The sequence below is a fragment of the Vibrio sp. NH-7 genome (genome assembly GCF_053643215.1).
Window position 1 is genome coordinate 2,095,378 of sequence record NZ_CM132187.1, and the last position, 23,093, is coordinate 2,118,470.

A 23,093-nucleotide genomic window follows, 5' to 3' on the forward strand; every position below is an offset into this window, starting at 1 on the left:
TTCTAACGACTAAGTTAGATTGCCGCTTTAACCGCTTTTGCTAGCTTCTGAGCCGCCTCTTTAGGGTCTGCGGAGTCATCGTTGAAGAAGTTGGTAACGACATCATAAATTGCGCCTTGAGCGTAACTTGTCGTCGATAGGCCGTGCGCCATACTCGGCACTAGGTCGCCAGATTTCGCGCTTGCCTTGAACGTTGCCATTGAGTCCAGCGCACATTGGTCGAACTTACTCATGTCCATATCAAGACGTACCGGAATAGAGCCCTTGTTAAGGTTAAACACCTCTTGGAACTCTTTGGTTAGAATGGTTTTCGCCAGATCTTGCTGAGCTTGTTGATTCGCTGCATTGCTCAGTTCAAAGAACGCAAAGCTGTCGATATTAAACGTGAACTGGCCATCCGTACCCGGCGCAGGAGCACAGATGTAATCTTTGCCCGGTACTTTGCCCGCTGCAGAGAACTCTCCTTTCGCCCAGTCGCCCATGATTTGCATCGCCGCTTCACCGTTGATGACCATAGAGGTTGCTACGTTCCAGTCACGGCCCGGAGAGTTCGCATCAATGTAGTCGCGCACTTTCTTAAACTTGGTAAACACCTCTACCATCTTATCGCCTGACAAGGTATCCATATCTAGGTCAACAAAGGCTTTGTTGTAATCTTCGCTGCCAAGTACATCCAGAGCAACGGCTTCAAAGACGGTTGCATCCTGCCAAGGTTGGCCACCATGCGCGAGCGGTACAAAGCCAGCCGCTTTGATCTTTTCTGCCGCTGCGAAGAACTCGTCTAATGTGGTTGGCAATTCAACGCCCGATTTTTTCAATACTTCCGGGTTTGCCCATAACCAGTTTACGCGGTGAACGTTAACAGGAACCGCCACGTACTCGCCATCGAACTTCATGACTTTAGTCACGACTGATGGAAGGATTGAATCCCACTGTTCTGCTTTCGCTGTTTTGTCCAAAGACGTTAAGAAACCTAATCCGCCCCACTCCTGAATATCGTGGCCTTTGATTTGCGCCGCTGAAGGAGGGTTTCCTGAGACCGCACGCGTTTTCAATACCGTCATCGCGGACTCACCGCCGCCACCTGCAACCGCAAAGTCTTTCCATGTGTGGTTTTGCTTTTCGAGCATCTCTTTCAGTACAGCAGCAGATTTGGCCTCACCGCCCGCAGTCCACCAGTGAAGCACTTCCACTTCTCCCGCATGAGAAAGAGCAGAGGCAGACAAGAGCGATAAAGTAAGTAGGGTTTTATTCATTTTCATTGTTATCTTCCATGTATTGGATTAGAAATCAGGGCCGACCACATTCCTGACCCGTTCACTTCGTGCTTGAACACTATGGAGTCTATCCAAATAGAATTTTTTGATTGAAACAAAGCGTAAAGCCAATGTAACAAGAAAGTTACATTAGACTTCTAAGCTAGGTGGGATAAAGAGTTGCGCGCGAAGACCGCCGTTAGGAAGATTGCTAATAATGAGATCTCCACCATGTCCATGGAGAATGTTGCGGCAGATTCCAAGCCCTAAACCATGTCCTTGGTCATCGTCAGCCAACCTAAAATAGGGCTCAAACACTTGCTCTTGTTTCTCTTCGGGAATGCCAGGGCCGGCATCATCAACCGTGATGGTAATCCACTCATCTGAAACGCCGATGGATATCTCGGCGCTGGTACCGTACTTGACGGAGTTATCGAGAATATTGGTGATGACCCGTTTCATCGCCAATGGTTTAGCAACGATCGGATCCATCGGAACCGGCACGAACGCCACGACTTGCACTCTGTGGTTCATGGGTTCAATCACAGACAAGATCATCTCATTGAGGTCAATAAAGGCGTTGTTTTCGTGTAAGTCAGTGTCTCTGACACATTGCAGCGCCCCCTTGACCATCATTTCCAACTCATCGAGGTCTTTATTAAATTTGCTGCGCTTTGTGTCATTTTCCAGAAGTTCAGCACGTAAACGAAGACGAGTTATCGGGGTTTTTAGATCATGAGAGATGGACGAAAACAGATGTTCTCTATCCGCGACATAACGCCGTATACGTTGCTGCATTCGATTGAAAGCCCGAGTCGCTGTGACTAATTCACTTGCCCCTTCTTCAGCAAGCGGAGGCTGATCGATATCCATACTCATTTCATTCGCCGCTTTGGCTAATCGCTTCAACGGTTTGACTTGGCGACGCATCAGTAAATAGGTCAAACCCAATAACAGAGTCGTTGAAAGAATTAAAAAGACAATTTGCTCGCGAGCGATAACCGTATCATCCAAAGTCACATACGGTGCGGGCAATAACGCCGCTATGTACACCCATTCATGACTGCTCAGTTCAATTTGAACCACCAATATTGGAGGGTCTATCGGAGACAAGGTTAACGTATGATGCGCCCAAGATTTCGGAAGATCGTGCAGGTAAATGTCATTTTTGAGGAGCCGCAGATTATCAGGGCGCGAGAAATCGACGGAAATTGAGTCCACCTTGGTGAGTTTTTGATTCAACACAGAAGACACGGCTTGGATCGAAGCCTGTTTTAGACGAGTATCTTCTATCGGTTCAACAATCAGCTTTTCTTTATTAAACGAGACGAAGAATCGCGTCCCACCCATATTGCGAATTTGGTCCAAAACGATGTGTCGGTAGCGCACGGGCAGAGACTGAAAGAAGGTCACCGTGGAGGCAAACATATTAGCCATGCTTTGCGACGCATCTTGAATACCCGCCAGTTCCTTCTGCTTTGACTCGCTGTACCAAATGGCGGTCGCGATTCCCTGCGCCAACACCACCGCCAACAACGCAAGACCCAAGGTGCGAGTCACCAGTGAGTTTGGCTTGATGAGACGCAGTAAACTCAGCATTCGTTAATGCTCGATAGTGACAGGCACAGCCAGAATATATCCATTACCCCGCATGGTTTTGATGTACTGGGGGTATTTACCACTGTCGCCTAGACGGTTTCTCAAGCGACTTAATTGAACGTCAATTCCGCGCTCGAACGGCAACGCTTCTCTACCGCGAGTGGCAAATGAAATCGTATCCCTGTCTAAGACCTCATTCGGACGAGTTAAAAACAACATCAAAAGCGCGAAGTCACTGCCAGATAAATCATGCTCTTGGCCATTTTCAAGGTGGATAATCTTATGTGCGAGGGTATCAAGGCGCCAATCGCCAAAGGTGATATGTTTAGGGAGCGCATCTGCTGGTTTGTCGTCACTCAATTGCACCCGACGCAACACGGCTTTGATGCGCGCAACAAGCTGCCTCGGGTTAAACGGCTTGGCGATGTAATCATCAGCGCCAATTTCTAAGCCGATGATTTGATCCGTTTCATCCGATACCGCAGTGAGCATGATGATCGGAACGCTAGACTCTCGACGAATATATTGGCACAAGGTAAAGCCATCATCGCCTGGTAGCATTACATCTAACAAAACCAGTTCTGGATAACCAGTTTGCTCTAGGTATAGCTTAAGCTGCTCCCCATCTGCGACCGTATCTACAAGGTAGCCCGACTTAGTTAGATATTCGTCTAACAGTTCTCGAATCTCTTGATCGTCATCTACAACAAGTATTTTAGCGCTCATAAACCCTAATTCATTACCAATGATGCTTGGCTATTAGTGTAGTGAGATGGTACTCAGAAGCTGATTGATTATTTTGCATAATTTGAACAAAGTGCAGACGAGGTTCACAAGTTTGTCATGCGAATAAAAACAGATCTATCAGCCATTCATCTTGTTAAGACGAACAGCTGATTTCCATCTTCTTGCCCCATTCCGGAGGCAGATTCGCATAGGCGTCTTTATCGGGTTGCTCATCAAATGGATGTTTTAGCAGTTCAGCAAGCGCTTCTACTTCACTGAAATCACCCTGCTCTGCTTTATCAATAGCGATTTGAGCCAAGTAATTTCTCAGTATGTACTTCGGATTTACCTGACGCATTTTTTCACAACGTGTTTCCGATGAGATGACCTGCCCCTCCTCGTCCACCTCACATTCACAACGAGCAAGGTAGAGTTCAAGCCAAGCATTCGCGGCCTCTCGATCAATAAACAGATCTGATACGTTTTGAATAGGTTGAGTATCAAGGTTGGAGAGTTCACGCATAAACCGTGTGTAATCGACTCGGTTTTGGTGAAGTAGCTCAAACATCGCGTTGAACAGTTGGCTATCCTGCTCCAGCTTGCAATTTAAGCCGAGCTTTGCTCGCATCAGTCGGCTAAATTTTTTGCCCAGAGTTACTTCAAATTGGCTCAGAGCCTGTTCAAGTTCGCTCTTATCAATAATGGGCGACAACGCGTGCGCTAGAGCCGATAGGTTCCAAAGACCTATTCTGGGCTGTTGGTCAAAAGCGTATCGACCTTGATAATCGGAGTGGTTACAGATGTAGCCCGGCTCATAATCATCCAAGAACCCAAACGGACCATAATCAAACGTCTGACCCAAGATCGACATGTTGTCGGTATTCATCACGCCATGAGCAAAACCATATGCCTGCCAATAGGCGATCATGTGTGCGGTTTTCTCGACTATGGTTGCAAACATCGCGGCATAAGGAGATTCGCTATCTAAGCATTCTGGCCAATACCACTCGATCACTTTATCAGCCAGCAGTTTCAGCTCACTTAATTGATTGGTGTAGAAAAAGTGCTCGAAGTGACCAAATCGGATGTGGCTTTCAGAAACACGCAGCAACAAAGCGCCACTTTCCACTCGCTCTCGATAAACTGGGGTATCACTGGTCAACATCCCTAAAGCGCGAGTGGTAGGAATACCCAACCCTGCCATCGCTTCGCTACAAAGATATTCACGAATCGTCGAACGTAGTACCGCCCTACCATCTCCCATACGGGAATAAGGAGTGAGTCCCGCACCTTTTAGGTGAATATCGAACATTTGCCCAGTGGGCGACGTCACTTCCCCAAGCAATAAACCGCGACCATCACCCAAATCAGGGTTATAGCTACCAAACTGATGACCTGCATATTTCATTGCGAGTACTGGGGTTGTCTGATAGTCCCCTTCTCCCGAAAGAAAGTATTTCAGATCACCACTTGGCTGATTTTCAGGTAAGCCAAGTTGCTCGGCCAATACGCTATTCCATGCTATCCAATGGCTGTTTTCCAGTGGTTGAGGATCCACCAAGGAGTAAAAGGCATTTGGTAATTCAGCATATCGATTGGATAAATTGGGGATAAGCAGAGGCATTTGGTATACAACTCTTTAACAATAGGCGGATACAGCAAAAATATCACAACCTTATCGCCAAGAGCCAGTGAACCGCCCTAATAAGTGAAGAAGAAGTAAGTAACCACAAACTTACTAAGGCTTAGTTCAGTTAGGGTTTAGATAAAAGCAAAGACGAAGAAAATAGCAAAAATAGAAAACAAACAAGTTCGGCTGATCACGCCAAGATGAGTGGGTTGAATCATTTCTTGATGCTGCATAGGCACTCCTTATTTTGTTACATAGTCATTACAATATGATGAATTATTGAATAAACCTCAATATTGTATTCAATGAACTTTTTATGACATTACACCAAGTACTTTGAAATGCTGCCCATGAACAACATATGAACTCGATCACACAACAAGTGCGAACCTATTCATTTTTCTTAATTTAATCTCTACGTACAACGCCTTCCCATTTTAACGTCTTATACTAATTGAATAACAACAACAGTCTTGCTAGGAGCGTTAATGAATACTTTAATTCACAGGTTTAGCCTTAATCACTTAGTGCTATTTCTTGCAGGGATACCCATTCTTATCTCGCTATCGCTGGCGCTAGAGTTAGTCCTCAACTATCGAACTACCTTAGAAAACGCCAACAGCGACAAGTCTGCGACTGAATTGATTTTACTTTATGACAATCTTGCCCATAACCTTGCGGTCGAGCGTGGTCTGAGCGCCGGAGTGTTGGGTAGTAAGGGCAATCCTGAGCAAGTGAAGGCTCTGATTGCTCATCGTAAAAAGGCCGATCAACACGTTCAAAAATTAATGTCATTCTCAGACGACACTTTGCCACTCCCTTGGCAAACCAAGCTAAAATCAGATGTCGCCAATGAACTGGCGAAGTTGAATGAGGTACGTCGTCAGGTCGATACTCTCTCACCTAAGTTGTCTCCGTTTGGGTACTATTCCAACTTGAATCAGTTGTCAATTGATAACGCGTCTATCATCAGTGGCGAACTATCGAACCCAGAGGTTGTCAGCCTAAGTAAAAGTCTGATCGCCGTCATGGAGATGAAAGAAAGAGCGGGTCAGGTCCGAGGCGCTCTAAACGGTGCTTTTTCTCGCAAAAATTCAACAATAGGGCAATATGTTGCCATCCAAAACTATCTAGCATCTGGCGACTATGCTGCGCGGCAAGCCAAGATTACACTTCCAAGTCACCTCCTAGACCAGTTGACAAGAGCCAAACAACAACCAGCTTGGCAATCAGTTGAAACGATCCAACAGCAATTTCTCGACCAGAAAGGTACGCTTGCTGCGCTTACCGGACCAGAGCCATCGGCTTGGTTTGCTATGGCGACGGATAGAATTAAATTAATTAACGCTATCCGCAACGGCATTAAGGATCAGATGGTCGTGATTTCAGATAACCAAGCTGACAGCGCGGCCTTTAACATGAGCCTGATTATTGCTGCTGCATTTGGGATCAGCACCATACTCATGTTTGGCGTTTTGATCTCAGTACGCGGGCTCCGCCAGCAAGTCAATATGGTGACAGGCAACCTTTCCAACATGTCCAACCAACGTAACCTCAGCATACAGTTGCCTGATACGGGAAATAACGAGTTGAGCCACATATCTCAAAGTGTTAATGACCTGACAAAAAGTATCAAAAAACTACTAGGCAGCATCAGAGAAACCAACGACCACAGTAACGAGCGCTTGGACCATATTGTTAAAGGTGCAAGTGATTTGGGCGATAGCAGCCGAAAGACCAATGATAAATGCAACAACATTGCCACAGCGATGACACAACTTTCTCAGTCTAGCCTTGAAATCGCTTCCTCTTCAGAGCGAGCACTTCGGGAAACAGAGCAAATGACCAACAAGGTATTGAGTTGCCAGTCCCAAAGCCGTAACTCTTATCAAAGAGTCGAAGCCTTAGTTTCACAAATAGAGCAGACTCAAGAGTGCATGGCCAAACTCGAAAAAGATGCACAGAGTGTCAGCAAAATAGTCGACACCATCAATGGCATATCTGAACAAACCAATCTCTTGGCCTTGAATGCCGCAATAGAGGCGGCACGAGCAGGCGAACATGGCCGAGGTTTCGCTGTAGTTTCTTCTGAAGTGCGCGATTTGGCACAGCGAAGTAAAGAAGCAACCGAGCATATCTCTCAACTGCTGGGCAACATCACCACTAACACGCAGACGGCAGTTAGTAATATGCATAAAAGCCGTGAGGCCACTGATGCAACTTTCACTTCCGTATCTGATGTAAATGAGAGCATTTCACAACTCGAACATCTCATTGAAACCGTAAATCAACACATAACTAGCATCGCCAATTCAACAACGGAGCAATCCAAAGCGAGTGAAGATGTTGATAAAGATATCGATGTTCTGGCGGAAATTGCCTTAAGGACAGGAGAACTTGCAGCGAACATGGATAGTATTGTCACAAACTATAAAACTGAAGTAGCCCAAGTTCACGATCAATTACAGGAGTTTAAGTTGGCGTAGAAAAATGCCAGCGATAACGCTGGCATTTGTTTCGATTAATCTAGAATAAATTGTACTGCATCAACATACCGTCCAGAACTCCAAACATTGATCTCTTCAAGCTCTTCACCCGAAGGAATTTCAACAATATCTGTTTTCTGAGAATGGGCATAATGCTTTGATCCATAAAACAGGACAGTTCCATCATGATAGGTAAACGTCAGTGCAACGATATGATTTCCACCCCAGTAAAACGTGCCTGAAGTTACTTCAATTTTCGCTACCTTTTCTAAGTCAACAGGGATACCAAGAACACCACCTGGTCCGCCAACCATTTCGTCATCATCTTCGCCTAAAGCATCGATCATCCAGCCAGATCGTACGTAAAGCTCATCATCCAAATCTACGTTGGTAGGCTTACCTGTTGGGAAACCGATGATGTCAGTACCTGTACCCTTCTTCGTCGGTAATGTACTCGAACGATACGTATTGTGCGTCAACCAACTAGGCTCATACTTGCTAGGAATAGCACCTTCTTGCGTGATGTTCGATTGATGGAAAGAATGTTGGTTCCAAATTCGAGTAGCGTTTTTCCAAGGCTTGTTAAGATCCGCGGACTTAAATACGTATACGCCATGGTTGAACGAGTATCTTGAGTCGTAGTCATTAGCAACAACAATAAGTTCTGCATTGTTGTCACCAGCTAAATCCGCGACAACCGGTGACTCCCACAACGTGCCAGTCGAATTTGTAATTTCATTTAGCACAAGACCACTTCGACCATCTAAGATTCTTACTCGCATATGATCCTGAACAAGTACCTCATCAATACCATCGCCATCAAAATCATAAGCAGATACGCCTATTTTGCCACTACTTGAGTCATCGTTAGGTACAGACCAAACCAATTGCCCAGTACGGTCGTACATATCTACGGCGTTGTAACCAGCGTACACGATACCAGTACTGTTAATTGACTGTGCCGAAGTAAGTTCAAACTGCAAAGCCTCAACTAACCAGCCATTTGACCAAACATTCACCGCGCTGATTTCGCTGTCTTGCGGAACATGGAAATAATCCGTTTGCTGCCAGAAAGATGAATTCTTGGACCCAAACATCTCCGTAGTTCCATCATTCATAAAGAATTTCAATGCCAATAAGTGTTTACCGCCCCAATAATACTTGCCCGAAGTAATGGCTATTTTACGTACCTCAGTAAGGTCTACGGGGCTATTAGTGTGGCCACCATTCCCACCAAATAAATTTGTCGGTGTTGTACCAACCGCATCGATAGCCAGACCAGAGTTTACGTACAACAAGCTGTCATTACCCACAGCTAAGCGCTTATCATCACCATACTCGAAGCCAAAAAGATCTGATTCCTTCACTACGGTTTCAACAGGGTATCCCAAGAAATTGGAAACAGCTTGCACTCCTCCACCAGGGTTACTTGTATTATTTACACTCCATTTGACGGTCCCATCATGTTCTAAAACGGAGATGAAACTGTTTTCAGATGTGGACTTGGAAGCTGGCGACGAAACAATTAATTCAGGGCTAACATCGCTATCTAGATTCGCGACAGAAGAAAACCAAACCTTACTCGCTGATTGATGGTTCCAAATCGCCCCACCATTTCTGTCAAATAGAGTTTGATCGGCAAATACTTCTTGTTTTCCGTCACTATCAAAATCGATAGATATAGGGGAAGGCGTCCAAGCATAACTAAATAGTGACAGACCAGAGTCATAATTATAGACACCATCTGGTGCAATAATTTCGACAGTCCCATCGTTATTCAAATCTGCAATACTAACTTGTCCAATAGTACGGCCACCCGTCTGGTTTTTGTCAATTTTTTTCTTCAGGTTACCTGCGTTATCGAGAACGTTGTAGTGAGTACTTCCTCGATTGCTGGTAATGATTTCGACAATTCCATCTCCATCGAGATCACCAGCTGCTACTGAATACCTCGCATCGGCAATAACACCACCGTTGCTGTAATCCCAAATTTCACTGCCGTCGACACCACTCAGCGCACGAACTAATCCGCCGTCGGTATATTGATTATCCTTAAACGTAATGACGATAATATCAGCAGTATCTTGGTTATCTATACTTCCATCGTTGTTATCATCGTTCAACTGCACAACAACCGGAGAAACAATCACTTGGTCATATTCCGGCATGAAGCTGCTTCCTTGCCAAGACCAAGCCAATACTGGTTCGACTTCAGGAGAGCGAGAAACAACTCGCATTGAACGAGGTGCAGAGAAGTCTAGTACTTTACCATTATATGCTTTTACAGCTTCTAGTTCTGAATTGGGAGTATAACCAGTAAAAACCGCCAAACGGTTATAGGATAAATTGTCCCAATCACTAAGCATCACCCCTGCGCCGGCACCAGCATAAACATCAACTTCATGTTCATAAATAAAAGAGGGGAGAGAATAACCTGAGCGCTCCCCTACGTTTAAACAGTATTTATCTCCAGTTTCTTTGCTAACAATACAACCTACACCTTCTTCAGCAGAAGCAAAAACCGTCATTGAGTTCAACGATATTAACACTGCTGTCAGGGAAATATATTTGTGTTCCATTACGGACTTCCTTTTTTATTTTAGGAAGCGAGAATATCGTTGGATATAAGAAAGACTTCAATAATAGATGGGGGGAATCTCTGTTCAATAATGAGACATCTCATTATTGATACACTTATAATCAGTAAGTAACTCGTAAGGGAGAATGATAATATAAAACCATTTTTTATTAAAAACCCGCTAACTCATTTTTAATAAGCGTTATTGGGAGAAACAACCCAGAGATAAATAAACTTTAGTTGCACTACGTTTAATTAGCGAAGCACTAAAGTTATCCTCACAAACTCCCCATCTTCAAATTCGACTTTATGTTCAAAAATTGAGGATGAGTAAATCGTTCTTAAGAAAGCATGTTTCTCACCGTTGGTACCACGGAACAACATCGAAATATCGGCGATAAAGCGGTTACGTTCGCTAAAATGCGCATTCAGATCTTGAGACAATACACACAGCAAACACCCTTTTGGATTAAACTGAAGGTCGACGGCTTCCGGACTTGATACCAGTACCGTCGTATTTAGCTCTTTCTCTAGTGTATTGATGAGCAGTAGAAAACTGTCAAGATGAGGTAACTCATCCCCACCTTCAGGCGGTAACAAATTTTCCAACATCGCTTCCATGTCGAGACGTTGTGAGCGTGCGTGAGTAACAAGCGAACGGATCTTCTTCTTAAACGGCTTATATTTCTTACTGTTAGATGCCTTGTTGAGCCAGCCTGAAATGACATCATTCACATCGCTGCGTGAGCGCTTGAGTGAGACCTTACCTGCGTTACTCGTGTATAGATGAAGCAGTGCATGCAGCGCAAGCTCTGACAACAAAGGCTCAAACTCAGGTTTAATTTTAGTGTGAATACTGCGCATGATGTCTAAACTGAAGAACTAAAATCGAAGCTGAACAAACACTGTTCATTCATGGAAGGGAGGTCATGCTACCGAAAAGCGTTGCGTATGTACAGAAACAAAAAAGCAACGCTAATCTGCGTTGCTATAGTATGGCGGTTGCCTTTGAGTTAACAATCATTCAAACGAATAACTTGCGTCGAGGCAATGATATCGTGCAAACAACGTCTAGAACTACCAAAGATGAGCAAAACGCCAACAAGGCTTATCACACCACCGATAAGCGGTACATAACCAATCAAAAAATAGTAGGCGTACCGTTTGAACAGTAACTCGTTAAGCTTGGGTAGATCCCCCTGTTGATTGCGAATTCCTATCTTCATCCATTTTTTGCCAATTGTCTGGCCTTTATCTCGCAGTAAATTACGGTTGATAATCGCAAATAAAATGAAGTTGAGAATACCTAGTAAAAATAGGTACCCCCAACTTGGCTCTGTCGGGGGAGATTGAGTAAAACTCTCAAATCCTCCCGTAAAGTACATCAAGGGAAGTATGAAAATAGATAAGACGATAGAATCTATCAACGCAGCGACTAAGCGAGAACCTCGGCTGGCAAGTTGCAGTTGAAGTTCAGAACTATCTTGGACTTGTTCCATAAAACGTTACACCTTATTTCCGTGACATCTTTAGGCATATTGACTGCTATTTAACTTATCAGCAGAACTAATATGTAACGTTTCGATATAGATTTTATTTTAGTGAAAACTCGCTGCAAGCGTTTCTTTTTTAAGATGCTTTAATGGAGTCAGGCGTTACTTCACCGAATGGTTTCCAGTTAAGGTAGCTTTCATCAGCAATACGCAGCATGGGGACATCTTCGAAGGTATCGCCATAAGCGAAGACCTTAGTGTAAGCGGAAACATCCACACGACTTGCTAGCAGCCGAACTTTGTTCTCGCGACTGCAGTCACCACCTTGGTAGCGACCAGTGAATCGACCATTGCGTCTAGTGAGCTCACTACACACCAACTTGATACCTTGATTTTCAGTCCAGATACTCAAATACGGGTTCACGCCTGCCGACACAACAAAAACATCATCGCCACGTTCTAAATGCCAATCGATACGCGTTTGAGCGATTTCTCTGATCACGCTTGGTAAATATTGTTGGGTAAACCGTTTTGCAAGGCACTCTACCTCGTCTACATCACGTCGACAAAAAGCCAGAAATGAGAGTACAGGTCGCAAACGGCTGGCGGGTAACACTCCACATCGATATAAAGCAATCGCAGGCCATATGAAAGATAACCCAATAACAAGCCGTGGCTTAGGTGTGGCAAAATATAGAAATTTTGAATAGGTATCTTCGCTGGTGATGGTGCCATCAAAATCAAAGAGGGCTAAATTTCGCATCGTGCTCATACATTTCTTCTTTACGATAAAAGCATCTCTAGCCAAAGCATAAAACATTGCTTCCAAAACGCGAAAGCCCCGACAACTCATTGAGTTATCGGGGCTTTTCGAATAAATGGCACGCCCTATAGGATTCGAACCTATGACCACATCCTTAGAAGGGACGTGCTCTATCCAGCTGAGCTAAGGGCGCGCTACAGGGGAGGATTATACGAGTTCAAACGCTTAAATCAACGGGTTTTCATAACATTCTGATCTGAATGCCTAAAAAAAGGTCATCAAATCAATAAGCGCTCAAAAACACCACAAAGCAAACGTTTGCGTATGGATGTTAAACTGAATTTCTGCGACAATGCTGCGCAAATAATTTGCCTTATCAATTCAAAAGGAAAGTCATGACTGCTCAAAATATAGATGGAACTCTCATTTCCCAAACTGTTCGATCCGAAGTTGCAGCACGTGTAAAAGCTCGTATCGAGAACGGTTTGCGCGCCCCAGGCCTTGCTGTGGTACTCGTGGGTGAAGATCCCGCTTCTCAAGTCTATGTCGGTAGCAAACGTCGTGCTTGTGAAGAAGTTGGCTTCGTATCCAAGTCTTTTGACCTTCCTGCAACCACATCGGAAGAAGAGTTGCTCGCGCTAATTGATGAACTGAACAAAGATTCTGAGATTGACGGTATTTTGGTTCAACTGCCACTTCCGGCCGGCATTGATACAACACATGTTCTTGAGCGCATTGCGCCTGAAAAAGACGTGGACGGTTTCCACCCTTATAACGTAGGGCGATTGGCACAACGCATTCCAAAACTTCGTTCGTGCACACCAAAAGGCATCATTACGCTACTTGACCGTTACAACATTGAACTGCGCGGCAAGCATGCTGTTGTGGTCGGCGCTTCAAACATCGTGGGTCGCCCTATGACACTTGAACTCCTGTTAGCTGGCTGCACCACCACGACTTGTCACCGTTTTACTAAAGACTTAGAAGGCCATGTTCGCCAAGCAGACGTTGTTGTGGTTGCTGTTGGTAAACCGAACTTTATCCCCGGTGATTGGATTAAAAAAGGCGCGGTCGTGGTCGATGTGGGTATCAACCGTTTGGAGTCAGGAAAGTTGGTAGGCGATGTGGAGTATGACAAAGCCCGTGAAAACGCGAGTTTCATTACCCCTGTTCCTGGTGGCGTTGGTCCGATGACAGTAGCAAGCCTTATCGAAAACACCATGATTGCCTGTGAGCAGTTTCACACTAAGAAGTAACGGCTCTTAAGCAACCAAAAAAGGGGTTGATGTGATAGCACATCAACCCCTTTTTAATGTTTACTTAATTAGTGGTGCTTAGAGCATTGGCAAATACTGTTCGCGATGCTTATAGGCTCAAGATAACGCCCGCAATCGACGCACTCATTAAGTTCGCCATCACACCTGCGGCAATCGCTCGAAAGCCGAATTTAGAAATAAATGGGCGCTTTTCAGGGACAACGCTGCCTAAACCGCCAATCAACATTGCCATCGTTGAAATATTGGCAAATCCACATAAAGCAAAAGTGACAATTGCTTGTGAATGTTCACTCAGTTGGGCCTTAACGTCCATTAATTGAATAAATGCGACAAACTCGTTAACCACGATTTTGTTACCAATCAAAGAGCCTGCGGTAATCGCTTCATTCCAAGGAACGCCAAGCAGCCACGCGACAGGAGCAAACAGATACCCCAAGATTAGCTCAAAGCTGAGTTCCATTCCCATCAGGCTACCAACCCAACCAAGCATACCGTTTAGCATGGCAATCACACTAACAAACGCCAGCAAGGTTGCACCAACCGCAACGGCGATGCGTAAACCCGCCATCGCGCCGTCTGCCATCGCCTCAACCACATTGGTCGCGCGTGGCATTTCGACATTGTTCATGTCTATTTCTGCGTCTGCGGTTTGTGTCTCTGGCACCATAATTTTCGCCATCAAAAGACCCGCAGGTGCTGACATAAATGCCGCTGCAATCAGGAAGTTAAGATCAACACCGAGTGATGCGTAGCCCACCAACGTGCCACCAGCAACAGAAGCGAGACCACCAACCATCACAGCAAAAAACTGAGAGTCCGTCATGTGCTTTAAGTACGGTTTAACAACAAGAGGCGCTTCAATCATGCCAACAAAAATATTCGCCGTTGCTGAAAGTGATTCTGCACGACCGATTCCTAGTAACTTTTGGAGCCCGCCACCAATAAAGTTGATCACTTTTGGCATTACTCCAATGTGGTATAAACCAGAAATTAGCGCGGAAAAGAAAATGATGATGCCCAATACATTGATGGCGAAGGTGAAGCCACCCGTTGCAAGGCCGCCAAACAAGAACGCTATACCTTCTTGGCCATAATTGATTAAGTTAGACACCGCGCCCGTCACGCTATTAAGTGCATCTTTTCCCGCAGGGACATACAAGACGAGCAATGCGAAAGAAACTTGAAGCGCAAACGCCAGCGATACCGTTTTAAGGTTGATACTTTTTCTGTTTGTAGAAAGTAGCCATGCTAAAAACAAGATGGCTACGATACCAAGAATAGAATTCATAAAAGATCCGACAAAATTGGGGGAACAAGATTGGCGTCGGATAATATTCGCTTAAAAATGAGATGCAAATCACAGTTGTTAATGGAGTGTACTTTCCATTGCGCAATTAATCACCATGGATATAACACGCTGTTTTTAATCAGTTTAAACGTTTGCTCTTGTTTATTATTTCCATTTAGAAAAGATGTTTCTGAAAACAGAAACAATATCGTGAGTCGCTTTCACGACTTGAACCCCTGCAAATACGGCGCTAATCGCTTATCCCAATGGCAAGGAGCACCGATTTTTTGTTTAATAAACTCGATCACCGCGGCGGTTTTGGTCGGCAAGTATCGACGACTAGGGTAGACGGCATAAAAAGGCATATCTTGGCTCGCTTGCCAATCAGGAAGAAGCTGTATCAGTTGCCCATTTTTGAACTCATCTCGTATTAGGTACGTCGCTAAGTAAGCAATTCCCCACCCTGCTACGGCCGCATCTCGAACCGCTTCAGCAAGGTCCACCGAGTAGTTGCCTGACACTTTTACATTCAGTTGCTCTTCCGGTTTCGAAAACGCCCAGCTTGTGTAGTCTCGCTCCCAACTGCGATAAATCAGACAATTGTGCTGCACAAGCTCATTTGGGTGATGAGGCGTACTATGCTTAACCAAGTAATCTGGTGATGCAGCTACGACGAATCGACTATCAGCTAACCTTTGCGCCACATAACCTTCAGGTAAGGTTTCGTTGTTGGTTATCCACAAATCCAGCCCTTCTTGGAGCATATCAACGCGATAGTCGAACAAATGCATCTCGACTTGCAGGTTCGGGTAACGAACTCTGAGATCGTCAATGGCGGGTAGAATATGAAGGGTGCCAAATGACTGCGACAAGCCAATTTTAATCAGCCCTGCCACTTCATCGCGTTGGCTTTCCACTTCTCGCTGCGCTTCTTCAATCGTTCGCACAACTTTTTGGCAATGGTGATAAAAATTTTCGCCTGCTTCCGTTGGAGTAAATGTTCGCGTAGTGCGTTGAACCAATTTAACACCGAGCGACTCTTCAAGCTGTGCCAACTGTTTACTCACATGAGAAACAGAAACACCCAGGCTGCGCGCCGCAGCGGTAAAATTTTTATGAGTGAGCAAGGCGGCAAACACCACCATCTGCATCGCGCGTTCTGATAACACAAAAACTCCAAAACAAAAAAGGAGCTCCTATGAGCCCCTCTCGATAATTAAAGTACAATTCTATCGGCCAAATGGCTAACCGCTAGGGCGAAATAGTAAGAGCGATTCCACTTCATCAGCACATTGTAGTTATTATAAACAAGGTAGACTCGGCCGTTTGCGTCATCCGGGGCGATCAACCAAGCCTTAATATCGTCATCCAGTTTTGGTAATGGACGGCCATCGTAACGAGTCACGCCTAGCTTGCTCCACTCCTGAAGATATTTCCCTTTCTCTTCACTGCGACCTTGGATACTGGTATCAAAACCTTGGGGTAATTTGACCTGACGTCCCCAAGTATATTTATCGCCCCAGCCAGATTCGCTCAGATAATTCGCGGCAGATGCAAACACATCCGCTTCGGTCTGCCAAATGTCTTTCTTACCATCACCGTTACCATCAGCGGCGAACGCTAAGAAGGAGCTTGGCATAAACTGACACTGCCCCATCGCCCCAGCCCATGAGCCTTTAAAATCTTCAACTGGGATATGGCCTTCTTCAAGGATCTGCAGTGCCGCCATTGCTTCTTTACGGAAGAACGCTTCACGGCGGCCGTCATAAGCCATGGTGGATAACGCATCTATTACACTGTAATTGCCAGTGAAGCGGCCAAAATTGCTCTCTACTCCCCACAATGCGACGATAAATCGTGGCTGAACGCCATATTCATCACCAATACGGGAAAGAGTCTCGTAATGCTTTTCGTAGAGCTCTTTGGCTTGCTTAACTTTCCAATCTGGCACTGCCCGCGGAATGTACTCATCCAGCGTGAGCTTTTTCTCTGGCTGGTTGCGATCCGCTTTTACGGCGCGAGGCTTATAAGTTACATCTGAAAAAGCTGCAGAGATCACCTGTTCAGAAATGCCGTGTTCTCTGGCTTCTTGTTTTAATCCATCAACGTATTGCTCAAAACTCTGCTCGTTTGCCCAAACAGAGCTGGCAATAGTGGCACCTAATACGACTGACAATAATTTCTTCACATTGCCCTCCTTGAGCAAGGTTTTGGCGTCCGTTTCGTTATTTTTCTTCGGACTGTTGACGCGCTTTTTTCTGCTCTTTGTATTCATCAAGCAAATTTTTCGGCGGTGGCGGAAGCTGAAGGAAAAAACCTTCTTCTTCAAGTGACTGTTTCACTTTATCAATATCGACTGATGCCAGTTGGCGCCCGTCAAGTTTGATCACCATAACCATAATAGGTTTGCCAAACATCTGCATCAATGTGTCAGGAACTTGTGAAAAATCGTCCTTTTTAGGAATGTAGAGGTAAGCGCCTTCTTTTTTAGAACTTTTGTAAATTGCACAAAGCATGGGGAGCCTTTTGTCCGTTTCTATTCAATGAACGTCAGCGTTTCGCTATTTTTGAGAGCAAAACACTCAATTGAGCGCAAGATAACTTGCTGAGCTTATTGTGGGAATATAACATGACAACCCTAGTCTCAGGCAACGCCCTTACGAGGTTGTAAGTAAAAGATGTCACATTCACCAGACCTAAAAGGCAGTAGCTTCACATTGTCCGTTTTACACCTTAGTGACAACGATGTGGAAAAAACGGTCAAATTCCTCAATGAGAAAGTCGAGCAGGCACCGACTTTTTTTGCCAATGCCCCTGTGGTAATCAACATTGCTAAGGTGGAAGGCGATATTGACTTTCATGCACTGAAGCACGGAATTTCCGCAGCTGGTATGATTCCGGTTGGTGTTGCTGGCTGTAAAGACAAGCGAACGCAAAATCTCGCCAGTGAGGCGTCTTTTGCCATTATGTCTGCGAGTAAGTCGCCGAGCCAAGCGCCCGCTAAAATGGCGCCAACCAAAATTGTCCGCTCGCCGGTGCGATCTGGTCAACAAATTTACGCAAAAGATAGTGATCTCGTGGTGCTTAATCATGTCAGCGAAGGTGCTGAGGTCATTGCAGATGGTTCCATTCACATTCACGGAACACTCCGTGGACGCGCAATCGCAGGAGCGAATGGCAACAAAGAAGCGGTCATCATCTGCAATAAGCTCAACGCTGAACTTATGTCTATCGCAGGTCATTATTGGTTGACAGAACAATTTGCTGATGAATATTGGCAACAAAAAATCATGTTTAGTTTGGATGATGACTCGCTTCGATTCGAGTTGTTAACGATTTAAGATTTATAAGGAACAGATAATGGCACGCATTATTGTTGTAACGTCAGGTAAAGGTGGTGTAGGTAAGACCACATCAAGCGCTGCTATCGCTTCTGGCTTAGCGATGAAAGGAAAGAAAACCGCCGTAATCGATTTTGATATCGGCCTGCGTAACCTCGACTTAATCATGGGTTGCGAACGTCGCGTCGTCTACGACTTTGTTAACGTCATCAACGGTGAAGCAACGCTCAATCAAGCGATGATCAAAGATAAACGTTCTGAGAACCTATTTATTCTTCCAGCTTCGCAAACGCGTGACAAAGACGCTCTAACTAAAGAAGGCGTGCGTCGCGTTCTTAATGAGCTTGACGAAATGGGCTTTGATTTTGTGATCTGTGATTCTCCTGCAGGTATCGAGCAAGGCGCTCTCATGGCGCTATACTTTGCAGATGAGGCGATCGTAACAACAAACCCTGAAGTCTCTTCTGTTCGCGACTCAGACCGCATTTTAGGTATTTTGGACTCCAAGTCACGCCGTGCTGAAGAAGGCCTTGAGCCGGTGAAACAACACTTATTGCTGACACGCTACAACCCTGCGCGCGTGACACAAGGTGAGATGCTCAGTGTTGAAGATGTTGAAGAGATTCTGCACATTGGTTTGCTAGGAGTTATCCCAGAGAGCCAAGCGGTTTTAAATGCATCGAACAAAGGTGTACCTGTCATTTTTGATGAGCAATCTGATGCGGGCATGGCTTACGACGACACAGTCGAGCGCCTGCTTGGCCAGCAAGTGGATTTCCGCTTCCTGACCGAACAGAAGAAAGGAATCTTTAAACGACTATTTGGAGGCTAAATCGGCATGTCATTACTTGAATTTTTCCGCCCGCAGAAAAAAAACTCTGCGAACTTAGCCAAAGAACGTCTGCAAATTATTGTTGCAGAGCGTCGCAGTCAAGGTGACCCAGCGCCATCTTACTTACCACAACTAAAAGAAGACATTCTGAAAGTGATCGGCAAGTACGTTGCCGTAGACCCTTCCATGGTCGACCTTTCTTTTGAACATAAAGATGATGACATTTCAGTCCTTGAGCTGAATGTTAAGCTTCCTGAAGACGAAAAATAACTCTTCTTTATAAGCAAATAACCACAAAAACCGACGAGAAAACGTCGGTTTTTTTCTACCTGTTTCTTCCCCTTCCCTCAGGTACCCATACTGACCAAACCCTGCACTCGCTAGTTTTGCACGCGCAAGCGACTTAAAGACAGATCCCTAGCCACAGACCATGGTTCAATCACCATCCACTTCCTATTGCCGCTAGCTATTCTAAGTTCTTAGCCACTTTATCGACAACAGCACCAAAATCACATGGCACAAAAAAAGCCCCGGTCATTCGACTGGGGCTTTATCTTTTCCCGATAGATAAGTGTCGTGCTAGCGAAAACTTATCTCATAACTAACGTCTTACTTATGCGTCAGCTTTTGCTTTCTTAGCTTTAGGCGCTTTCGCTGCTTCTTGGTCTGCTTTCTTCTTGATTACCGTAGTACCTTCGAAAGTTTCACCTTCAACGAATGCTTTACCGTAGTAAGAAGCTAGTAGAACTTCTTTCAGCTCAGTGATTAGAGGGTAACGTGGGTTAGCACCTGTACACTGGTCATCGAACGCTTCAACAGCTAGTTCGTCTAGTTTCGCTACGAAGTCAGCTTCAGACACGCCAGCCGCTTGGATAGACATTGGGATGTCTAGGTTAACTTTTAGCTCGTCTAGCCATGCTAGTAGACGTTCAATCTTCTGAGCAGTGCGGTCACCTTCTTGGCTTAGGCCTAGGTGGTCAGCAACTTCAGCGTAACGACGACGTGCTTGTGGACGGTCGTATTGAGAGAACGCAGTCTGCTTAGTTGGGTTGTCGTTCGCGTTGTAACGTACAACGTTAGAGATTAGTAGTGCGTTCGCCAGACCGTGTGGTAGGTGGAACTCAGCACCAATCTTGTGCGCCATAGAGTGACAAACACCTAGGAATGCGTTCGCAAACGCGATACCAGCGATAGTTGCCGCGTTGTGTACTTTCTCACGAGCGATTGGGTCACCAGCACCGTTCGCGTAGCTTGAAGGTAGGTACTCTTTTAGCATCTTAAGTGCTTGTAGAGCTTGACCATCAGAGTATTCGTTAGCAAGAACAGATACGTAAGCTTCTAGAGCGTGAGTTACTGCATCGTAACCACCAAATGCTGTTAGAGACTTAGGCATGTTCATTACTAGGTTAGCATCAACGATAGCCATGTTTGGCGTGATTTCGTAGTCAGCTAGTGGGTACTTAGCACCTGTCTCGTCGTCAGTAACAACCGCGAATGGTGTAACTTCTGAACCAGTACCTGAAGTTGTAGTGATACATACAAGCTCAGCTTTCTTACCCATTTTAGGGAACTTGTAGATACGTTTACGGATGTCCATAAAGCGCATTGCTAGTTCTTCGAATGCTGTTTCTGGGTGCTCGTACATTACCCACATGATTTTCGCTGCATCCATCGGAGAACCACCACCTAGAGCGATGATTACGTCTGGTTGGAAGCTTTGCATTGCTTCTGCACCTTTCTTAACAACAGATAGCGTTGGATCCGCTTCTACGTCGAAGAAAGTTTGAACTTCGATGCCTTGAGCTTTAAGAAGCTGTACTACATCGTCAGCGTAACCGTTGTTGAATAGGAAACGGTCAGTTACTAGGAACGCGCGTTTCTTACCTTCTAGGTCGCTCATTGCGATTGGAAGGCTACCACGACGGAAGTAGATAGACTTAGGTAGTTTGTGCCACAACATGTTTTCAGCTCGCTTCGCTACAGTTTTCTTGTTGATTAGGTGCTTAGGACCTACGTTCTCAGAGATAGAGTTACCACCCCATGAACCACAACCTAGAGTTAGAGAAGGTGCAACGTTGAAGTTGTACAGGTCACCGATACCACCGTGAGTCGTCGGGATGTTGATTAGGATACGAGCAGTCTTCATCTTGTCACCGAAGTAACGAATGCGGTCTGCGTTAACGTCTTGGTTAGTGTATAGACCAGACGTGTGACCGATACCACCGATCTCAACCATAGTTACTGCTTGAGCAACTGCGTCTTCGAAGTTGTCAGCGCGGAATAGACCTAGAGTTGGAGATAGTTTCTCGTGAGCAAATGCGTCATCGTAAGAAACTTTGCCTAGACCTTCACCTACAAGTACTTTTGTATCAGCAGGAACTTTAACGCCCGCTAGTTCAGCGATTGCTGGCGCTGGTTGACCAACGATTTTCGCGTTTAGCGCACCGTCGATTAGAAGCACTTTACGTACTTTGTCTGCGTCTGCTTTAGAAAGAACAACGGCTTTGTGAGAAGCGAAACGCTCTTTTACTTCGTCGTATACTTCGTCAACTACAATTGCAGCCTGCTCAGAAGCACATACTACGCCGTTATCGAAAGTCTTAGACATTAGGATAGAAGCAACAGCACGTTTAACGTCAGCTGTTTCGTCGATAACAACAGGAACGTTACCTGCACCTACACCGATTGCTGGCTTACCAGAAGAGTAAGCTGCTTTAACCATGCCTGGACCACCAGTTGCAAGGATAAGAGCGATGTCGTCGTGCTTCATAAGAGCGTTAGAAAGCTCTACAGATGGTTGGTCGATCCAACCGATGATGTCTTTTGGAGCACCTGCTGCTACTGCTGCATCTAGAACTAGTTTAGCTGCATCGTTAGTAGAGTTCTTCGCACGTGGGTGTGGCGAGAAGATGATACCGTTACGAGTCTTCAAAGAGATTAGAGATTTGAAGATTGCAGTAGAAGTTGGGTTAGTTGTTGGTACGATACCGCAGATGATGCCTACAGGCTCAGCGATAGTCATTGTACCTAGGTTGTCATCCTCTTCTAGGATGCCACAAGTCTGTTCGTCTTTGTATTTGTTGTAGATAAACTCAGAAGCGAAGTGGTTCTTGATTACTTTATCTTCAACAATACCCATACCAGATTCTTCAACCGCTTGTTGAGCTAGCGGGATACGAGCTTGGTTAGCTGCAAGAGACGCAGCGCGGAAGATCTTGTCTACTTGCTCTTGAGAGTAAGTAGCGAACTCTTCTTGCGCTTTCTTAACGCGAGCAATCATTGCATCTAGTTCAGCCAGATTAGTTACAGGCATAGGGATTCTCCTAAAATTAACAAATATTAAAAACTTTTTAGTAAGAGTACTGTTCAACTGATTTTGTTATCTAAACAAGCAGGCTTCTTAGTAAATTGCTTTCAGGGCTGAGTATATTATTTCAGGTTATGAAAAAAATTGACCCAGATCAGTTCTGAAAAACTATTTACCTACTTAGTGGTACCCAAATCCCAAAAAACCACGTAAACACATGAAATATAAAGATTTAGATCACAAAAGATAATTGTTCAAAATATCAGCATTCAGTTGCATCAAATGGAAAAACAACAATATCTTGTAAAAAAGTTTCATTTTTTGGCCACAAACTTTCATGTGGTCCACAAACCTTGTGCTACTGAGAGTATATCTAAAGCTGCATTTCTCTCTACATACCGACTTATTTTTTATCGAAAATGTGCAGATGTTAACGTTTGTGTCAAACAACATGATGTCGACACAGATTCTACGTAACAAAGTATGTCATTAGTATTTACGATTTATTCAATAATTA

The 23,093-nt window shown here is 44.9% G+C and carries 18 protein-coding genes and 1 tRNA gene; 5 read left to right on the plus strand and 14 right to left on the minus strand.

Annotation, left to right across the window (positions count from 1 at the left end):
* Positions 1 to 14: 14 nt before the first annotated feature.
* From ACUALS_RS09575 to ACUALS_RS09590, 4 genes are all read right to left on the minus strand, one after another.
* Positions 15 to 1,262, minus strand: a complete 1,248-nt coding sequence (locus ACUALS_RS09575; RefSeq protein WP_005473443.1) for an ABC transporter substrate-binding protein — start codon at positions 1,260 to 1,262, stop codon at positions 15 to 17.
* A 144-nt stretch (positions 1,263 to 1,406) separates the two neighbouring features.
* Complete coding sequence (locus ACUALS_RS09580) at positions 1,407 to 2,855, minus strand: ATP-binding protein (protein ID WP_454448260.1); 1,449 nt, start codon at positions 2,853 to 2,855, stop codon at positions 1,407 to 1,409.
* Positions 2,856 to 2,858: 3 nt separating this feature from the next.
* Positions 2,859 to 3,581 carry a response regulator gene (locus ACUALS_RS09585; protein ID WP_038191538.1) on the minus strand — a complete coding sequence of 241 codons (723 nt, stop codon included), beginning with the start codon at positions 3,579 to 3,581 and terminating at the stop codon, positions 2,859 to 2,861.
* Positions 3,582 to 3,735: 154 nt separating this feature from the next.
* Positions 3,736 to 5,205, minus strand: coding sequence for a protein adenylyltransferase SelO (locus tag ACUALS_RS09590; protein ID WP_454448261.1), 1,470 nt, complete (start codon positions 5,203 to 5,205; stop codon positions 3,736 to 3,738).
* A gap of 494 nt (positions 5,206 to 5,699) precedes the next feature.
* On the opposite strand from ACUALS_RS09590, the gene ACUALS_RS09595 reads away from it, so the two are divergent.
* Complete coding sequence (locus tag ACUALS_RS09595) at positions 5,700 to 7,697, plus strand: methyl-accepting chemotaxis protein (RefSeq protein WP_454448262.1); 1,998 nt, start codon at positions 5,700 to 5,702, stop codon at positions 7,695 to 7,697.
* A 35-nt stretch (positions 7,698 to 7,732) separates the two neighbouring features.
* On the opposite strand, the gene ACUALS_RS09600 is transcribed toward ACUALS_RS09595, so the two are convergent.
* From ACUALS_RS09600 to ACUALS_RS09620, 5 genes are all read right to left on the minus strand, one after another.
* The gene (locus ACUALS_RS09600) at positions 7,733 to 10,276 is read right to left on the minus strand and encodes a beta-prism lectin domain-containing protein (protein WP_454448263.1); all 2,544 of its coding nucleotides are present in this window, start codon (positions 10,274 to 10,276) and stop codon (positions 7,733 to 7,735) included.
* A gap of 254 nt (positions 10,277 to 10,530) precedes the next feature.
* On the minus strand, positions 10,531 to 11,139 hold the full coding sequence (locus ACUALS_RS09605; RefSeq protein WP_454448264.1) for a DUF2913 family protein: 609 nt from the start codon (positions 11,137 to 11,139) through the stop codon (positions 10,531 to 10,533).
* A 149-nt stretch (positions 11,140 to 11,288) separates the two neighbouring features.
* Entirely contained in the window at positions 11,289 to 11,774 is a 486-nt protein-coding gene (locus tag ACUALS_RS09610) for an RDD family protein (protein WP_005473332.1), read from the minus strand.
* A 130-nt stretch (positions 11,775 to 11,904) separates the two neighbouring features.
* Positions 11,905 to 12,540, minus strand: a complete 636-nt coding sequence (locus ACUALS_RS09615) for an HAD-IB family hydrolase (protein ID WP_005473389.1) — start codon at positions 12,538 to 12,540, stop codon at positions 11,905 to 11,907.
* Between the two features lie 107 nt (positions 12,541 to 12,647).
* A tRNA-Arg gene (locus ACUALS_RS09620) sits at positions 12,648 to 12,724 on the minus strand.
* A 202-nt stretch (positions 12,725 to 12,926) separates the two neighbouring features.
* Here ACUALS_RS09620 and folD point away from each other — a divergent pair.
* A complete protein-coding gene (folD, locus tag ACUALS_RS09625; protein ID WP_454448265.1) occupies positions 12,927 to 13,787 on the plus strand; it encodes a bifunctional methylenetetrahydrofolate dehydrogenase/methenyltetrahydrofolate cyclohydrolase FolD in 861 nt (286 codons plus the stop codon).
* Between the two features lie 109 nt (positions 13,788 to 13,896).
* On the opposite strand, the gene ACUALS_RS09630 is transcribed toward folD, so the two are convergent.
* The 4 genes from ACUALS_RS09630 to ACUALS_RS09645 form a co-directional block, all read right to left on the minus strand.
* Positions 13,897 to 15,096, minus strand: coding sequence for a NupC/NupG family nucleoside CNT transporter (locus tag ACUALS_RS09630; protein ID WP_454448266.1), 1,200 nt, complete (start codon positions 15,094 to 15,096; stop codon positions 13,897 to 13,899).
* A gap of 221 nt (positions 15,097 to 15,317) precedes the next feature.
* Positions 15,318 to 16,265 (minus strand): LysR family transcriptional regulator, encoded by a 948-nt coding sequence (locus ACUALS_RS09635; RefSeq protein ID WP_043887128.1) that lies wholly within the window; start codon positions 16,263 to 16,265, stop codon positions 15,318 to 15,320.
* A 47-nt stretch (positions 16,266 to 16,312) separates the two neighbouring features.
* Positions 16,313 to 17,284: a lytic murein transglycosylase gene (locus tag ACUALS_RS09640; RefSeq protein WP_005473442.1), complete on the minus strand. Its 972-nt coding sequence runs from the start codon at positions 17,282 to 17,284 to the stop codon at positions 16,313 to 16,315.
* 37 nt (positions 17,285 to 17,321) lie between these two features.
* The gene (locus ACUALS_RS09645) at positions 17,322 to 17,612 is read right to left on the minus strand and encodes a YcgL domain-containing protein (RefSeq protein ID WP_005473359.1); all 291 of its coding nucleotides are present in this window, start codon (positions 17,610 to 17,612) and stop codon (positions 17,322 to 17,324) included.
* A 162-nt stretch (positions 17,613 to 17,774) separates the two neighbouring features.
* On the opposite strand from ACUALS_RS09645, the gene minC reads away from it, so the two are divergent.
* Genes minC through minE form a run of 3 tightly spaced genes read left to right on the plus strand, consistent with a single transcriptional unit; the run spans position 17,775 to position 19,539 of the window.
* Entirely contained in the window at positions 17,775 to 18,437 is a 663-nt protein-coding gene (gene minC, locus ACUALS_RS09650) for a septum site-determining protein MinC (protein WP_005473340.1), read from the plus strand.
* Between the two features lie 19 nt (positions 18,438 to 18,456).
* A complete protein-coding gene (gene minD, locus ACUALS_RS09655; RefSeq protein ID WP_454448267.1) occupies positions 18,457 to 19,269 on the plus strand; it encodes a septum site-determining protein MinD in 813 nt (270 codons plus the stop codon).
* 6 nt (positions 19,270 to 19,275) lie between these two features.
* A complete protein-coding gene (gene minE, locus ACUALS_RS09660; RefSeq protein ID WP_454448268.1) occupies positions 19,276 to 19,539 on the plus strand; it encodes a cell division topological specificity factor MinE in 264 nt (87 codons plus the stop codon).
* Between the two features lie 343 nt (positions 19,540 to 19,882).
* Here the strand turns inward: minE and adhE are convergent, their stop codons facing one another.
* Positions 19,883 to 22,582 carry a bifunctional acetaldehyde-CoA/alcohol dehydrogenase gene (gene adhE / locus ACUALS_RS09665; protein WP_454448269.1) on the minus strand — a complete coding sequence of 900 codons (2,700 nt, stop codon included), beginning with the start codon at positions 22,580 to 22,582 and terminating at the stop codon, positions 19,883 to 19,885.
* Between the last annotated feature and the right edge of the window lie 511 nt (positions 22,583 to 23,093).

Bases quoted from the DNA above. Each gene is read 5' to 3' on its own strand.
- ACUALS_RS09575 (WP_005473443.1), bottom strand. From the start codon at position 1,262: ATGAAAATGAATAAAACCCTACTTACTTTATCGCTCTTGTCTGCCTCT.
- ACUALS_RS09580 (WP_454448260.1), bottom strand. From the start codon at position 2,855: ATGCTGAGTTTACTGCGTCTCATCAAGCCAAACTCACTGGTGACTCGC.
- ACUALS_RS09585 (WP_038191538.1), bottom strand. From the start codon at position 3,581: ATGAGCGCTAAAATACTTGTTGTAGATGACGATCAAGAGATTCGAGAA.
- ACUALS_RS09590 (WP_454448261.1), bottom strand. From the start codon at position 5,205: ATGCCTCTGCTTATCCCCAATTTATCCAATCGATATGCTGAATTACCA.
- ACUALS_RS09595 (WP_454448262.1), top strand. From the start codon at position 5,700: ATGAATACTTTAATTCACAGGTTTAGCCTTAATCACTTAGTGCTATTT.
- ACUALS_RS09600 (WP_454448263.1), bottom strand. From the start codon at position 10,276: ATGGAACACAAATATATTTCCCTGACAGCAGTGTTAATATCGTTGAAC.
- ACUALS_RS09605 (WP_454448264.1), bottom strand. From the start codon at position 11,139: ATGCGCAGTATTCACACTAAAATTAAACCTGAGTTTGAGCCTTTGTTG.
- ACUALS_RS09610 (WP_005473332.1), bottom strand. From the start codon at position 11,774: ATGGAACAAGTCCAAGATAGTTCTGAACTTCAACTGCAACTTGCCAGC.
- ACUALS_RS09615 (WP_005473389.1), bottom strand. From the start codon at position 12,540: ATGAGCACGATGCGAAATTTAGCCCTCTTTGATTTTGATGGCACCATC.
- folD (WP_454448265.1), top strand. From the start codon at position 12,927: ATGACTGCTCAAAATATAGATGGAACTCTCATTTCCCAAACTGTTCGA.
- ACUALS_RS09630 (WP_454448266.1), bottom strand. From the start codon at position 15,096: ATGAATTCTATTCTTGGTATCGTAGCCATCTTGTTTTTAGCATGGCTA.
- ACUALS_RS09645 (WP_005473359.1), bottom strand. From the start codon at position 17,612: ATGCTTTGTGCAATTTACAAAAGTTCTAAAAAAGAAGGCGCTTACCTC.
- minC (WP_005473340.1), top strand. From the start codon at position 17,775: ATGTCACATTCACCAGACCTAAAAGGCAGTAGCTTCACATTGTCCGTT.
- minD (WP_454448267.1), top strand. From the start codon at position 18,457: ATGGCACGCATTATTGTTGTAACGTCAGGTAAAGGTGGTGTAGGTAAG.
- minE (WP_454448268.1), top strand. From the start codon at position 19,276: ATGTCATTACTTGAATTTTTCCGCCCGCAGAAAAAAAACTCTGCGAAC.
- adhE (WP_454448269.1), bottom strand. From the start codon at position 22,582: ATGCCTGTAACTAATCTGGCTGAACTAGATGCAATGATTGCTCGCGTT.